Here is a 15,624-nt window from a genome sequence, read left to right on the forward strand (position 1 = left end):
CGATGCATGCCTGTGTTCAGCAGTAGCCGAAGTCCTTGCGGTGCATCCGGAAAATATCCAGTGCCCGGTCGAGGTCTTCCCAGCGGTGCGTGGCGATATAGCTTGTACGGAATCCCGCATACGCTTCGGGTACTGCAGGCGGGCCGACGGGATTGACATAGACGCCGTAATCCATGAATCGCTTGTAGGCCGCGAGTGCTAGGGTGTAGTTGCCGAAAATGACAGGGACGATTTGCGAGCCGTACCACGGGGCGTTGTAGCCCATGTCCTGCAGGTGAGTGGCCATATAGCGTGCGCGTTCGAGAATGCCATGTCTGCGTTCGGGCTCATCGTGTATCAGTCTGAGAACGGCTCGGACGGTTTCGATGATGGATGCGGGCAGGCTGGCCGAGAAAATGTGCCCTCCTGCGTTGTGCTTGATGTAGTCAATGACATCATCCTGCCCGGCAAGGAATCCGCCCAGCGCAGCAAATGACTTGCTGAATGTTCCCATGATGACGTCGACCCGGTCGGAGACACCCTGCAGTTCGCATACGCCCCGGCCATGTTCACCCAGTACGCCCAGCGCGTGGGATTCGTCCACAAACACGCGTGCGCCGTATGTTTCGGCCAGATCGCAAATGCGGCGGACATCAGCAATGGTGCCCTCCATGCTGAAGAGCGAATCCGTGATGATCATCCGGCGACGCCCCTTGGTGCGGGCCAGCAGCTTTTCCATATGATCCAGATCGGCGTGACGGTGGATCAGGCAGTCCGCGCCGGACAGCTTCACGCCATCAAACAGACTGCGGTGGTTGCGTGCATCCATGATGGCGACATCATTCGGATGAAGCAGGGCAGACAGGCCCGCAAGATTAGTCTGGTAACCGGTGCTGCACAGCGCGACGGCTTCGCTGCCGAGAAAGTCGGCGAGCTCGCGTTCGAGCTTGTTGTGGATATCCAGCGTACCGTTCAGGAGTGGCGAGCCGGAGCAGCCACTGCCATAGTGCTGGATGGCTTTCAGCGCCGCTTCCACCACCGAGGGGTGGCTCGCCGCGCCAAGGTAAGAGTTAGTACCGAGTAGAACGCGTTCACGCTCGTCGGTAAACGTGATGCTGGAGTCCTGCGCGCAATTGAATTCCGGATACAGGCCATAAATCCCGCCAATCCGCATGGAATCCGCCCGGAAGTAGCGGCCTACGCGGTTGAACAAATCTTCGTGGTGATAGTCGTCTTGCTCCTGCTTGACACGTGCTTCTGCCGCCGGGATGTCCACCAGATCCTCGTTAAAACGCTTGATGGTGTCGTGCAGGGTATTGTCCGGCTGGGCAATGGTATCGGCCAGCATGCGTGCAAAGGCGCGCGACAGTCTGGGTGATTCGGTGTGCCTGACGAAGTACACCAAGGGTTTGACGGCTGCGCCCAGCGTCATCTTGGGGGTGTAGTTGGTGATGCCGAGGTCGAGCCGCTTTTTGCCCGTGTTGATGGCCCGCTCGAGCGACAGCAGCGTCGCTGCGCGATACAGGTTGGCTTCGCGGTAGTGCTCGAAGCTGTAGTCCACGCCCCAGTCGAGGACGATATAGTCGTGCTCGCCCTTCATGTTCAGCATGAAGGCGATAATGTCGCCCTTGTGGCGGAACAGAAGGACTTCGCAGTGATCACCCGGGTGTTCCGCGCAGCAGCGAAAGAACGCCTCATCAAGCTGCTCGCGGCTGTATTCACCCGCTTGCTGGTTGACGTTGCGCCACAGGCGGGAAAGATCGGATGCCAGCGGTGCAAAATCGCTGCACCATGCCACCTCGACATCAAAGCGTTCGTCGAGTCGCAAGCTGTTCCTGAATTTGAGCCGGGTTTTGGCGTTCAGCGCACCGAGATACTCCTCGATGGACGACCATTGAATATCCAGTCGACTGTCCGGGAAACCCAGAACAGGATAGAAACCTGCGGGGCGCAAGACGCGTTGCCAGGTGTCGAAATCTTCGAGCGGCACATCACGAATGAGTTGCAGTGTCGCCCCCGTTTCGGTTGCGATGCGACTCATTTCCCGTTGCAGCTGTTCAAGGCAGGGGGCGAAGTCTGCCGGTTGCCGCACATGAAGTGCTTCTCCGATCATGGTGAAGAAGCCGCATTCCACGACATCGAATTTCATGAAATCCGGGAACCAGGATTTCACTGTCTTGCGTGCGTGCTCGGGCAGTTTCGAGTCAAATGTAGAGAAATCGGTGCTGGACACGAACAGATTTGCGCAACCCAGCCATTGTTCCTCATCCATGAAGTCGATGTAGTGGGGTCGGATGCCGTTGATGCGCGATTGTTCCACCATGCGCAGGAACCACGGACGCATCGGCGTCTGCATGGCCGGGCTGTGCATCCATTCCGCCAGCTGTACGCCCTCGATCGTGCAGCTTCTGCGTACGGTGGGCAATTCGGTCATCTGCGACACTTCCGGTAACGCTTGCATGATTTCCTCTCTTGCTCATGCTGACTCTGGTGGGCTGGCGCTTGGGCCATGCAAATAGGTGGCATCTGCCTGACGCTATCCGCGTACTTGCGTCATTTTTTGGCGGATGCGATCAGGTCTGCGCCGACTATGGTGGATATAAAATGACTAAACGTCAACGAATGACTAATTAAATTTATATGACGATTGGTAAATTTTGTGGTGAGTCATGCGTGTGATTACTCAAGAGGCTGAATGTAAAGGGAATGTTGTTCGATGATTGAGGTATTGAGCCGGACTGTCATGTCGTGTTGCATGCAACAGTAGATATGTCAGCCTAGGGCGAGCAGACTGTCATGAATCAAATTCATGTAGTCAGTAGAAATCATTCACCAGCTTGCGCAAACGGTGGTGATACACTGAAATGTTCCGTATTTCGTCCAAAGTTTTCGCTATGAGCCGATTCGCTACCCTTTCCGCCCTTTTGCAACAACGCATCCTGATTCTTGATGGCGGGATGGGGACGATGATCCAGCGGCACCGGCTCGAAGAGGCCGACTATCGCGGCGAACGGTTCAAGGATTGGCCAAGCGATCTGAAAGGCAATAATGATCTGCTGGTGATTACTCGTCCGGATGTGATTGGCGGCATTCATCAGGCCTATCTCGATGCAGGCGCCGACATCATCGAAACCAACAGCTTCAACGCCACCAGTATCGCCATGGCCGATTATGGTATGGAATCGCTGGCCTACGAGCTGAATGTCGCGTCAGCGAGACTGGTCAAAGACCTGTGCGTGGCGCAAACGGCGAAAACGCCAAACAAACCGCGCTTTTGTGCGGGCGTCTTGGGCCCGACCAATCGCACCTGCTCGATTAGCCCGGATGTGAATGACCCCGGCTACCGCAATGTCAGCTTTGACGAACTGGTGGTGGCCTATACCGAAGCCATTCAGGGGCTCGTGGATGGCGGCGCCGACCTGCTGCTGGTCGAAACGATTTTCGACACGCTGAACGCCAAGGCGGCGGTGTTCGCCATCAAGCAATTCTTTGCCGACCACCCAGATATCGAACCGCTGCCGGTGATGATTTCCGGCACGATTACCGATCAATCCGGCCGTACGCTGACGGGTCAGACCACCGAAGCCTTCTACAACTCGCTGTCACATGCCGATGCGCTGAGCTTTGGCCTGAATTGCGCGCTTGGGCCGGATTTGCTGCGCCCCTATGTCGAAGAAATGTCGCGGGTATCGGCCAGCTTTGTGTCGGTACATGCCAATGCGGGTCTGCCCAATGAATTTGGCGGCTATGATCTCTCGCCCGAAGTCATGGGCGTGCAGGTGCGCGAATGGGCAGAATCCGGCCTGATCAATATTGTCGGCGGCTGCTGTGGCACCACGCCGGATCATATTGCTGCCATCGCGCAAGCCGTCCATGGCATCTCGCCGCGTGTGCGCCCAAGCATCGAACCGAAACTGCGCCTGTCCGGTCTGGAGCCGTTCAATATCGGCGATAAAGACCTATTTGTGAATGTCGGCGAACGCACCAATGTCACCGGCTCGCGCGCCTTTGCCAAGCTGATTCTGGCAGGCGACTACGCCACGGCGCTGGATGTGGCGCGCCAGCAGGTGGAAAACGGCGCCCAAGTGATCGACATCAATATGGACGAGGGCATGCTGGACGCTCACGCGGCCATGGTGCGTTTCCTGAATCTGATTGCGGCTGAGCCGGATATCGCCCGCGTGCCCATCATGATCGACTCGTCCAAATGGGAAGTGATCGAGGCGGGTCTGAAATGCATTCAGGGCAAGGGCATCGTCAATTCCATCTCCATGAAGGAAGGCGAAGACATCTTCCTGGAGCACGCCCGCAAGGTGCGTGCCTATGGCGCCGCCGTGATCGTCATGGCCTTCGATACGGTGGGGCAGGCGGATACCTTTGCGCGCAAAGTGGAGATTTGCCAGCGATCCTATCAATTGCTGACCGAAGTGGTGGGCTTCCCACCGGAAGACATCATCTTCGATCCGAATATCTTTGCCGTGGCGACCGGCATTGAAGAACACGCCCGCTACGGTCTGGACTTCATTGAAGCCACTGGCTGGATCAAGCAGAACCTGCCGCACGCCAAGATTTCCGGCGGTGTGTCCAATGTCTCGTTCTCCTTCCGTGGCAATAACAAGGTGCGCGAGGCGATCCACGCTGTGTTCCTGTACCACGCCATCCAGCGCGGCATGAGCATGGGCATTGTGAATGCCGGTGCGCTGGAAGTGTACGAAGAGGTCGACGCCGAGCTGCGCGAGCGCATCGAAGATGTGGTGCTGATGCGTGCGCCCCGCGATGGCGGCGATGCGACCGAGCATCTGATCGCGATTGCCGAACGCTTCAAGGGCGATATTGCGCAGAAGCAGGGCGAAGACCTGAGCTGGCGTCAGCTCCCCGTGGAGAAGCGTCTCGAGCATGCGCTGATCAAGGGCATTACCACCTATATCGTCGAAGATACCGAAGAAGTCCGCCTCAAATCCGAGCGTCCGATCCATGTGATCGAAGGCCCGCTGATGGATGGTATGAATGTGGTGGGCGATCTGTTTGGCGCAGGCAAGATGTTCCTGCCGCAGGTGGTGAAATCCGCCCGTGTGATGAAGGCAGCCGTCGCGCATCTGGAGCCCTTTATCGAGGAAGAAAAAATCCGTCTGGGGCTGGCCGATGCGCCTGCCAAGGGCGTGATCATCATGGCGACCGTCAAGGGCGACGTGCACGATATCGGCAAGAATATTGTTGGCGTGGTGCTGCGCTGTAATAACTACAAGGTGATCGATCTAGGCGTGATGGTGCCGTGCCAGACGATTCTCGATGCCGCCCGCGAACACAAGGCCGACATCATCGGGCTCTCCGGTCTGATCACGCCGTCGCTGGAAGAAATGGCCCACGTGGCCAAGGAAATGCAGCGTCAGGGCTTTGATATTCCGCTGCTGATTGGTGGTGCGACGACGTCCAAGGTGCACACTGCGGTGAAAATCTCCCCGAATTATCAGGGGCCGGTGGTGTATGTGCCGGATGCCTCGCGTGCGGTGGGGGTGTGTTCGAATTTGCTCTCCGATACCTTGCGCGACGAGTTCGTGGCAGGTGTGCAGGCCGAGTACGACAATATCCGTACCATCCATGCCAACAAGGGCAAGGCTGATTTGCTGCCGATTGAAGCCGCGCGCGCCAATGGCTTCAAGTTCGACTGGGCGGGCTATCAGCCGCCCAAGCCGAACAAGATCGGCATCACACGCTTCGAAGCTTATCCGCTGGCCGAAATCGCCGACTACATCGACTGGAGCCCCTTCTTCAATGCATGGGAGCTGTTTGGCAAATACCCGCGCATTCTGGATGACGAGGTGGTCGGGCCGCAGGCACGCGAACTGTTCGCCGAAGGTCAGGCCATGCTGAAGCAGATGATTGCCGAAAACTGGGTGCAGGCCAATGGCCTGATCGGCATCTTCCCGGCGCAGCGCGAGCGCGACGATATCGTGATCCTGAGCGAAGATGGCCAAACTGAGCAAATGCGCATGCATGCCCTGCGCCAGCAGAACAAGAAAGCCGAAGGCAAGCCGAACTGGTGTCTGGCCGACTTTGTGGCGCCAACGAATGATTACGTGGGCTTGTTTGCAGTCACCGCCGGGCTCAATATCGAGCCGCATGTGACGCGCTTCGAAGCGGCAGGCGACGATTACAGCGCCATCATGGTGAAGGCGCTGGCGGATCGTCTGGCCGAGGCCTTTGCCGAACTGATGCATACGAAGATTCGCCGCGAACTGTGGGGCTATGCTGCCGATGAAACACTCGACAACGACGCGCTGATCGACGAGCGCTATCAGGGCATTCGTCCGGCGCCGGGCTATCCTGCCTGCCCGGATCACACCACCAAGGTGGATCTGTTCAAGGTGCTGGATGCGCCATCCATCGGCATGACGCTGACCGAAGGCTACGCCATGCTGCCAACCGCCGCGGTGAGCGGTCTCTACTTCAGCCATCCGCAGTCGCAGTATTTTGCGGTGGGCAAGATCGACCGCGATCAGCTCGGCGATTACGCGCGCCGTCGTGGGGTCAGCATCGAGCAGGCTGAACGCGATCTGGCGCCGAATCTGGCGTAAGCCGTTTTTGAATTGTCACTTCACCCCGCGCCAAGGCTTTGGCGCGGGAGATGGTTAGTGGTGCTTCCGCCGCCACATTCTCGCCATCGAAAGTCCCAGCATCCCCATCCCGCTGATACACAGCAGCAAGCCCAGCACGGAGGCCACGCGCAGGAGCGGGTTGTTGAAGTCTTCGCCTTCGCTATAGTCCATTACGTGTAGCCGCCAGAAAAAGTCGTAGAGCACCCATGCATTGTTGCGTGCACCGATGAATTCGCCCGTGCGCGCATCAAAGTACATTCGCGTTTTGAGCGCATCATCAAAACGTACCTGCCAGACGGGTGGCTTGGCGCGGATTTCCTGCACCATGCCGAGTCGAACCGGGAGGGTATCGAGCCGTGTGCTCTGCTCAATCGCGCTGCTGCCAAGATACAGGGATTGCGCAAAACGGCGAATGGCCGACTCGTCGGGGGCGGCGGGCAGGGGCTGTCCGGTGTGCCAGTCAAGCATCTGAACCGAGTGAGGTGCTTTAACTTTCCATGCGGCGCCTGTGGCAGTCTGAACCGCTTGAATCTGCTGCATACCGTCTGGAAGAGCCGGCAAAGCGGCGGGTGGCGCAGTGACGTGCAGTACGGGCTTACGTACGCTGGCTTCTGCTTTAACCCAATCTGCAAAGGGCATCAGCGCGAATAAGGTTCCGCCTAGCAACCAGAGAAATACTTGAATGGCAACGATATAGCCGAGTCGGCGATGCCATTTGAACAGAAAGGGTGACCAGCGCATGGTGACAGCCAGGGAAATAACCTGAAGTGCGCAAGCCTAGCGTGTGCGCGGCCAGCTGTCACCTTTCGCATCACGCGGGTCAGCGTAATTCCACATCCAGCTCATAAAAGCTGGCGCACGCATCTGAACCGCATTTCGCAGGCGTAAATTTGATTTTGGAGAGTGTTTTCAGTGCAAAAGCTGCTGTTTCCTGAGTCGGGGCATCAAGCAGTTCAACACGTTCAGTCTGGCCAGATGCATTGACTGAGTAGCGAATGCGCAATCGACCAGTTACATCCAGCGCAGCTGATTGCAGTTGGCTATCCAATTCCTGCAAAGGCACTCGGAAGCTATCGACCGGCAGCGGCGGTGTGAAATCAGCATGTGTGCCTGGATACTTTTGGAGTAAGTTGGATTGTGCTTGCTGATCCCACACCTTGAATTGTCCATCAAATGGGATATCGGATAGTGCAAAATGTTTGGTCACATTGGAGCCTGTAACGGCGCTATTATGCTTCACTGAATAGCTTGCCTGTGCTTCCGCGCCCAGAGCCAAGAGCAGGGCTGATGCGATAAGTGCGTGCTTCATACATCCTCCTAATTAAGTATCCATTGGGTTGATCAATGTATGCCTATTTAAGGGGATGTCCTGCGTGAACGCGATGGGGCTGCGATGAACTGCAGGATTTGAGCAGCGAATGTGTTCATTTTAGTGATGGACGTAAAATCAATGACTTAAAAGGCATTCTTTTCAGTATGTTTTTGGATGATACGCGCTGGCTCCTCACATCCCCCCAGTTAGTCACACTGGATGCCGAGCGGTGTAGGCAGATTGGAGAGACGTTGCTCCGCGGGTTTGATCTGGCGTATCCCCCTCCGTTCGCTGTAGCGGAAGACATCCCCCCGCGCCTTGGGCGATATGCAGAGCACTTAATGCAGCATCATCTAGCGCGGCTACCCGATCTCAAGGTGTTGGCAGCTCAGCACACCCTCAAGCAGAACGGTCGGACTTTAGGCGAGCTTGATTTCTTGATCAGATGGCCGGATGCGCAACTGCTGCATATCGAGCTCTCCGTTAAGATCTACATTGCGTTTGAGCAAAAACACCGAGTGGACTACATTGGCCCCGGCCTGCGCGATGCCCTGATACTGAAGCTGCGAAAATTGCAAAGGCACCAATTGCAATTAACCCAGCGCGAGGACGTTCAGTCCATGCTGGGGATAGATCACGCGGCTGATAGTCTGGCGTGGATAAAAGGATGGATTTTCTATCGCAATCCGTCAGAGATACCTGTTAGCTGCCTGTTGAATCCGGCTCACCTGAAGGGCTGGTGGCGGCATGCGGGTGAGCCATGGCCTTCTCATTCTATAGATTCCCGTTGGCGGATTCTGGCAAGGCATGAATGGATGGCGCCACGTACTGGCACGGATGTAGCGGAAGTCTTGGCAACAGTGCAGAAACGCGTGCAGTCATGTCAATTACAGCGCCCCATCATGCTTGCGGAGTATGCGCCACCTGATGCTGGCGGCTGCGAGCTTGCCCGTGGTTTGGTGCTGCCAGATGGGTGGCCAGACCCGGTTAAGCTCGATCAATTGCTAGATGAGATTGATCATTAGTAGTGGGGTGGGATCTCGTCACGCAACGAGATGCCGCTTTGTCCCGGATTGGCGCGTTGCATATCCTGCAGACGTTTCATTTCCTGATACAGCCATTCGAGCTGGCGCTGCTGTGTGGCGACCATCCGATTAAGCTCATCGACCAGATCATCTTGCAGGGCCAGGCGGATTTCGAGTTCGGTGATTCGGTCGTCTGTGCTTGGTTCGTTCATGTTGCTTCCTTCGTCGTCGGGCGGACTATAACAGGGTGCGCATAGAATGTGTCTGCATGATTTGACGAGAGGATGCATTGGAAAGTGTGCAACTACGGGTAAAATGACAGGTTGATCCCGAGAGCACACCCATGACCGACAAGTACGAAGTCCGCCCCGGCCAGTCCATCGAACTGCTGAAAGAACTGCACATCCTGACGCGCGACGGCAAAATGAATCAGGATAGCCGCCGCAAGCTCAAGCAGGTGTATCACTTGTTCCAGTTTATCGAGCCGCTGCTGAAGGAAGTGTTATCGCGGCATCCGGGTGTCACGCTGGTCGATCATGGCGCGGGTAAATCCTATCTCGGCTTCATTCTGTACGATCTGTTCTTTAAAGAGCAGGCACCCGAGGGCCAAATCTACGGCATCGAAACGCGAGACGAACTGGTGACGCGCTCCACCGAACTGGCCACACGCCTGGGGTTCAAAGGGATGTCCTTTTTGAATCTGTCGGTCGCCGAGTCCACGCAGTCAACTGCATTGCCAGACACCGTGGATGTGGTGACCGCGTTGCACGCCTGTAATACGGCCACCGACGATGCCATTGCGTTTGCCTTGGCCAAACAGGCTAAGCATATTGTGCTTGTGCCCTGCTGCCAGGCGGAAGTGGCTGCGGCTTTGCGCAAGCACAAAGGCACGCAGCTGGCTTCGCCGCTTACCGAGATCTGGCGCCACCCGATCCACACGCGCGAATTTGGCAGTCACCTCACCAATGTGCTGCGCTGTCTGCAGCTCGAAGCACATGGTTACAAGCTGAATGTGACAGAGCTGGTCGGCTGGGAGCACTCGATGAAGAACGAACTGATTATTGCTACGCATACCGGGCAGAAACGTCGCGCGCCTGCTGATCGACTCAAGGCGATTCTGGATGAGTTCGGGCTGGCGTCACTTAAGACACGGTTCTATTTGCCGGCATAATCATAATGGCATTGTCAATAGCCATTTCCTTATATTTGAACAGGTGTATCGTTTTACCCTAATTCTTGCCTCCCTGCGATGACGAAATCATTGTGGCATGGATATATTGGTGTTCTGGTATTCATTTGGCATTTGCTTCGATCGGTCAAGCGCTTATCGGGCATCTGAATGATATTTAATGGACATATCGATAATTCCGGGAGTGAAAATTGAATACGCTGCGCAAGGGTTTGTCATTCGGGGTACTGTCGGCGGCGCTGGTACTGAGCGGCTGTGCCAATATGCAAATGGGTAATGCCGATGCGAAAACAGAGGCAACTGGTTCGGCTGGAGGCGCAAACAGCCAGGGCGCCAATTCGAAGCTGGCACATTGTGATACGTCGCTGGGCACCTTGGCTGTTGTGGAAGACAAAACTGCACCCTGGTTCCAGTCCTTGGCCATGTACAAACTGGGCCCGACCACGCCTGTTTTGAAGCTGATGATTCAGCAATCCAACTGCTTCGTGATCGTGGATCGCGGTGCAGCCATGGGTAATATGATGCAAGAACGTCAGCTCAATCAATCCGGTGAGCTGCGTAACGAATCTAATTTCGGCAAAGGCCAGATGGTTTCTGCCGACTACTCGCTGAGCCCAACCATTACTTTTTCGAACAATAATGCAGGTGGCGCGGGTGCCATGATTGGTGGTTTGCTGGGCCCGGTCGGTGCGCTGGCTGCTGGCAGCATGAAATCCAAGGAAGCCAGTACGCTTCTGACGCTGGTCGACAATCGCTCTGGTGTGCAATTGGCAGCCAGTGAAGGCAGTGCCAAGAATTGGGACTTTGGCGGCCTGGGTGGTCTGCTGGGGGGCGGGTTCGGCGCGATTGGCGGCGGGTATGCGAACACCGCTGAAGGTAAGGTGGTAGTGGCTGCCTTCATGGATGCATACAACGGCATCGTGACATCAGTGAAAAACTATAAGGCGCAGCATGTTCAGGGTGGGTTGGGAACAGGTGGCAACCTGGCCGTGCAGGGTGCGAACCAGCCTGCTGGACAAGCAGCATCATCCAAACCCGCAGCATCCCAATCGATGACTGTCAAAGAGGCTCAGGGACGACTGAATGATCTCGGATTCCCGGTTGGCACACCTGACGGCAAGATGGGCAAGAAGATGATTACCCAACTCAAGGCATTCCAGCAAGCACGCGGCATTCCGGCTTCCGGCAATCTGGATGCTGCCACTGTTCAGGCATTGAAATAAACTGATTGGCCTGCCTCATTCATCCCTCGTAATGGGGTGGGCATAATCCGGTTAATTTGCATATCTTCGTAAGTGGGAACAAAGCCAGCGATGTTGCTGGCTTTGTTTTATGCATTTATCTTGTTTTATCTAACGACATCAAAACAGTCGCTTCAGCTCAATCCCGCTTCGCCATGCTCCCTGGTCAGCATGTTGACGTATCCCGACGGTTGCTTGAAGCGACCACTGCTTGCTTAAATAGGTCGATTGCGTCCAGGTCGCCTCGCTGTAGTCGCCCGCCAGCACATGCCAGCCATGCGTACGCCGGATAGAAACAATACTTTTCATATTGAACACTTCGCGCAGAATCAGCCCGGCTTCGAGCGACACTTGTGGCGCGAGATAACGAGGCTGCATCGCCAGTTTTCCACCGCTCAGCATATACAGGTCCATATCGCGCCCGACGCGTGTGCTGAGGCCGATCCCCCCGCCCAGATTGAACATTCTCCGTGCTTCAAGCTGGCCGTTGAACGTGTCTTCAATCGCCATACGGAACTCGCCCGACATACCGCCTGCTAAGGTATCGTAGGGAATATGCGAACGTGCGCCATAAATCGTCAGATAATCCAGTGTCAGCAGATGGCGATCCGGTATGTACTTGAGCTGTGTATCGAATAGCGACAGTGCGTTTTCCGCGCCATACCGGCGATTATCATCCGATAACTGATGCGAAGTCGGCATCATGCCCAATGTCCATTGCGATGCTCCTGCATCGCGAATGAAGCCTGAGCGAATCTGCGATTTGCCCGGTGTGGCAGCGGGATTACCTTCATCGGTTAGATTCAAGGTGCGATCCGCATGAACGCCGTTCAGGATCGGCTTGAGCTGTGCTGCGGTCGCGTGATGCTGCTCCGTGCTGATGTCGCCACGATCGAGCAGATAATCGTTGTAAACCTGAGCGAAACGCGCGGCAATAAATGCCTGATCGGTGTCGTCAGATAACTGTTCGGGCAGATTGCGCTGACCACGTATTGTCAGATGGAGGCTGGACAGCATTGCAGCATCAAGCTGGCTGCCAAGTACTCGTACGGCGGTTCTTGGTGGTGGGACAACGATTGCATCATCGGCTGCGTTCGCTGTCTGTACGCGTTTGACCACATCAACGGGGGCTAGCCATGCCGCATGCGTATCGATCGCCGGATTGCCAACTGCCAGGATGAAATTGACCACTGTGGCGCAATTGTAATCCTGAAAAAAATAGGTCAGCTTGGCATGCTTTAGCTCAATCAGATGCATACGTAGCAGATGCAAGTCAGCTGCAGACAGCTTGATCGGGAATTCCCAGATGGTACGCTGTTCATGGTTCAGATAGTTCGCGAGCATGGCCTGATACGGTCCGAGCTGGAAAAAGCCCGGTTTGCCAGTCACTGTACTGTCGAACATCAGTTTCGGAAAATTTAGCGTCTGGGCCTCGGTAAAGAAGGAGATGCCGTGGCTGTTGGTGGTGAGATCCGGATTGACATGCTCCAGCTTCAGGAATGCGTGGCCCATCATGCTGGACGGTTGCACCACATTTTCACTGGCAAATACGAGTACGATTCGATCCGATGGTGCGCGCTGTTCAAACTCTTGAATCTCAGTGCAGGCCTGCAGGGGAAGTTCGGGCAAGTCAAACTGGCTGCGGAGCCATTCGTAGCGCGCAGGGAAACGGCAGACCATATTGGGGTCATTGCCATAGAGTGCCTGAACTGTCGCAAGCAATTCTGCACGCGGTGTGCCATCGACGCCGCTTAACAGGAAGGCCGGGTCGCGGATATTGAGCTTCTGGCCATCATAATGCAGCAGCGCATGCCAGCGAGGATGCTGATCCAGATGCAATGCATCCATGCGCCCAATCCAATCTGAATTGGCTGGGGATTGTGCATGGCAGAATGACGAAATCAGGCAAAAAAAAGCGGCAATCAAGCCGCTTTTCTTTGCAATGTTCAGCAAATTGCTTACTTGCTGCACGATACAACAACGCTATCGTTGTACTTCCACATCTTTTCGGTGGTGTAGTCGGTAGTCGAACCGAATGCGCCGCCGGACAGGATGTTGATGAAGAACTTGGTATCCACGCTCTTTTCCATCACGGTTTGCTGTGCGCAGCCGTCGGTTTCAACGATCACAACCTTGTTGGCGTTGGCGCGCTTCACTTGAACCGGGCCAGGAGCGGTAAACGGGGTACCATCGATGGAGCCCTTGATCGGGGAACCGGTCGAGCTGGACACGTTCACAGTTTGAGTCGGTTCGTTCAGGATCGTCGCGCAACCGCTCAGACCAATAACAGCTGCCAGTGCCAGTGTGCTTGCCAGTTTCATTCTATATTCCTCGATTATTATCGAATTTTGTGTCATGTGATTTCGAGCTGTGCTCGACATGCCGGTTGCATAGAACCGTGCAAGGGGCGCAACTTTACACAACTAGAAACAATATCACCAAATAATATTTACATATGTTGCATCAAAAGCTCAGCTAAAAGACCGTAAAAATGCGGATGTCCACCGCAACACCGGCGTCCCATGCCAGTCCGCCATCCGCTGCAATGCCTTCTCGATATCGGCCTGCATGCCTTTCCCCATCTTCATGCCATCCTCAAGGTAGAAAGCCTTCACCTCGAAGATCCCTTCCTTGCGATGTGCCTTGGCATCCAATCGCCCGATTAACTTCCCTCGATGCAGGATGGGTAGCACAAAGTAGCCATATTGCCGCTTGGGGGCAGGGGTGTAGCACTCGATGCGGTAATCAAATCCGAAGAGCTCGAGCGCCCGCTTGCGATCCCATACCACGGGATCAAAGGGCGAGAGCAGCGCCGTGACGGTGGATTGCACGGCACCTGATTCCGCCTCCGCAATCAAAGGCGCGACATCGGCATGGACATACACATGTGCATGCAACTCGGGGCACCAGCATTTCACAGCCTCTCCGGATTCCACCAGCGCATGCAGGATGGGCGCGGGCTTCAGGCGCTTCATGCGGAAATAATCGGCAATCCATTCCGATTTGGCGGCGCCCAGCGCTTTCAGCGACAGTCGCACCAGTTCGGCGTCCACCGTTGGGTTGTCCTGCAAATCCCGTGCGTCGTCCCAGTCCGGCAACACCCGCTCGCGCAGGTCATATACGCGCTGGAAACTTTCACGGCGGCGCACCATCAGGTCGCCTGCAGTGTAGAGAATTTCCAGTGCACGCTTTTCCGGTTTCCAGTCCCACCAGCCATTGGATTTACGATCATCCGCTCGCTCGAAGTGCGAGGATTTGGCCGGTCCATGCACGCGAATATGGTCGAGTACCCGCGCCACCACGTCCGCATGCTGTTCGCGAAAGCTGTGCGAGTATTTCCAGCCCATCGAACCTGGGTCGATCATGCGGTGGCGGTACAGGCCGTAGTCCTCGATCGGCAGAAAGCAGGCCTCGTGCGACCAGTATTCGAAGAGCTTGCCCTCCGCCAGTAGTTCCGGCAGCCAGTCTGGCTCGAATGCACCCAAGCGACTGAACAAGACCAGCCACGGGCTGCGCGCTACCACGCTAATCGTATCGATCTGCAGCGCGGACATGCGGCGGATGCTAGCTAACACATCGGCCTTGGTGGCTTTTCTGCGAGCGGGGGTAAGCAGGCCTTGCGCAGCAAGGTGCAGGGTGCGGACGGACTGGAGGGAGAGGTGCGGTGTCATGCGCGTCATGATAGGGCAGCTGCGCGCCGCATGGTGAGCGGACGCGCGCAGCTGTGCGAGAAAACAACCGCTGCGGCGCGCTTAATCCAGCAACTCAAACACCTTCTCCTGCGGCCGCGCAATCACGGCGCGGCCATCCTTTACCAGAATCGGCCGTTCGATCAGGCGCGGATGGCTGACCATGGCCTGAATCAGATCGTCACGTGTCAGCTCGGCGCGATCAAGCCCAAGCTCGGCGTATTCGGCCTCCTTCTTGCGCATCATCTCACGCGGATCGCTGAGACCTAGTTGATCGAGCAGGGTGGCCAGCGTGGCCGCATCAGGCGGGGTGTCCAGATAGTGGACGGTGGTGTAGGTGATGCCGCGTTCGTTCAATAAGGTACAGGCTTCGCGGGATTTGGAGCAGCGCGGATTGTGGTAGAGCGTGATGGACATGGATCGATCCAGTGGGGGTGTGATGGGCAGCATTTTACCGTGAGTGATCGCCATGTGCGGTGCATCTCCCTGATTGATCAACCCTTTTATCGGTAAGGGTATGAATCCGAAGGGAATTTACTTGGATTAAAACAGAAATGCATGCGAAAATGGCAGGCTTGGCCCCAAATGAAGCT

Annotated in this window: 12 protein-coding genes; 4 read left to right on the forward strand and 8 right to left on the reverse strand. The window is 56.0% G+C overall.

Annotation, left to right across the window (positions count from 1 at the left end; translation table 11 throughout):
- Window positions 1-16 precede the first annotated feature (16 nt).
- Window positions 17-2,440, reverse strand: coding sequence for an aminotransferase class I/II-fold pyridoxal phosphate-dependent enzyme (locus KSF73_04515; GenBank protein ID MBV1774972.1), 2,424 nt, complete (start codon window positions 2,438-2,440; stop codon window positions 17-19).
- 433 nt (window positions 2,441-2,873) lie between these two features.
- On the opposite strand from KSF73_04515, the gene metH reads away from it, so the two are divergent.
- Window positions 2,874-6,554, forward strand: a complete 3,681-nt coding sequence (gene metH, locus KSF73_04520) for a methionine synthase (protein ID MBV1774973.1) — start codon at window positions 2,874-2,876, stop codon at window positions 6,552-6,554.
- 54 nt (window positions 6,555-6,608) lie between these two features.
- On the opposite strand, the gene KSF73_04525 is transcribed toward metH, so the two are convergent.
- Both KSF73_04525 and KSF73_04530 read right to left on the reverse strand, forming a co-directional pair.
- A complete protein-coding gene (locus tag KSF73_04525) occupies window positions 6,609-7,316 on the reverse strand; it encodes a PepSY domain-containing protein (GenBank protein ID MBV1774974.1) in 708 nt (235 codons plus the stop codon).
- Window positions 7,317-7,395: 79 nt separating this feature from the next.
- The gene (locus KSF73_04530) at window positions 7,396-7,884 is read right to left on the reverse strand and encodes an energy transducer TonB (GenBank protein ID MBV1774975.1); all 489 of its coding nucleotides are present in this window, start codon (window positions 7,882-7,884) and stop codon (window positions 7,396-7,398) included.
- 98 nt (window positions 7,885-7,982) lie between these two features.
- Between KSF73_04530 and KSF73_04535 the strand changes: the two genes are divergently transcribed.
- On the forward strand, window positions 7,983-8,912 hold the full coding sequence (locus KSF73_04535) for a DUF1853 family protein (GenBank protein MBV1774976.1): 930 nt from the start codon (window positions 7,983-7,985) through the stop codon (window positions 8,910-8,912).
- Here KSF73_04535 and KSF73_04540 read toward each other — a convergent pair.
- On the reverse strand, window positions 8,909-9,124 hold the full coding sequence (locus KSF73_04540) for a SlyX family protein (protein MBV1774977.1): 216 nt from the start codon (window positions 9,122-9,124) through the stop codon (window positions 8,909-8,911). The two genes, KSF73_04535 and KSF73_04540, sit on opposite strands and share 4 nt — an antisense overlap.
- 131 nt (window positions 9,125-9,255) lie before the next feature.
- On the opposite strand from KSF73_04540, the gene KSF73_04545 reads away from it, so the two are divergent.
- The gene (locus KSF73_04545) at window positions 9,256-10,083 is read left to right on the forward strand and encodes an SAM-dependent methyltransferase (protein MBV1774978.1); all 828 of its coding nucleotides are present in this window, start codon (window positions 9,256-9,258) and stop codon (window positions 10,081-10,083) included.
- Window positions 10,084-10,364: 281 nt separating this feature from the next.
- On the forward strand, window positions 10,365-11,324 hold the full coding sequence (locus KSF73_04550; protein MBV1774979.1) for a peptidoglycan-binding protein: 960 nt from the start codon (window positions 10,365-10,367) through the stop codon (window positions 11,322-11,324).
- Between the two features lie 138 nt (window positions 11,325-11,462).
- On the opposite strand, the gene KSF73_04555 is transcribed toward KSF73_04550, so the two are convergent.
- The 4 genes from KSF73_04555 to arsC all read right to left on the reverse strand — a co-directional run bounded on the left by KSF73_04555 (window position 11,463) and on the right by arsC (window position 15,448).
- Window positions 11,463-13,190, reverse strand: a complete 1,728-nt coding sequence (locus KSF73_04555) for a DUF4105 domain-containing protein (protein ID MBV1774980.1) — start codon at window positions 13,188-13,190, stop codon at window positions 11,463-11,465.
- 110 nt (window positions 13,191-13,300) lie between these two features.
- On the reverse strand, window positions 13,301-13,663 hold the full coding sequence (locus KSF73_04560) for a hypothetical protein (protein MBV1774981.1): 363 nt from the start codon (window positions 13,661-13,663) through the stop codon (window positions 13,301-13,303).
- A gap of 150 nt (window positions 13,664-13,813) precedes the next feature.
- Window positions 13,814-15,013: a winged helix DNA-binding domain-containing protein gene (locus KSF73_04565; protein MBV1774982.1), complete on the reverse strand. Its 1,200-nt coding sequence runs from the start codon at window positions 15,011-15,013 to the stop codon at window positions 13,814-13,816.
- Window positions 15,014-15,094: 81 nt separating this feature from the next.
- Window positions 15,095-15,448 carry an arsenate reductase (glutaredoxin) gene (gene arsC / locus KSF73_04570; protein MBV1774983.1) on the reverse strand — a complete coding sequence of 118 codons (354 nt, stop codon included), beginning with the start codon at window positions 15,446-15,448 and terminating at the stop codon, window positions 15,095-15,097.
- Window positions 15,449-15,624 lie beyond the last annotated feature (176 nt).

The organism is Burkholderiaceae bacterium DAT-1 (assembly GCA_019084025.1).
Classification (GTDB): domain Bacteria; phylum Pseudomonadota; class Gammaproteobacteria; order Burkholderiales; family Chitinimonadaceae; genus DAT-1.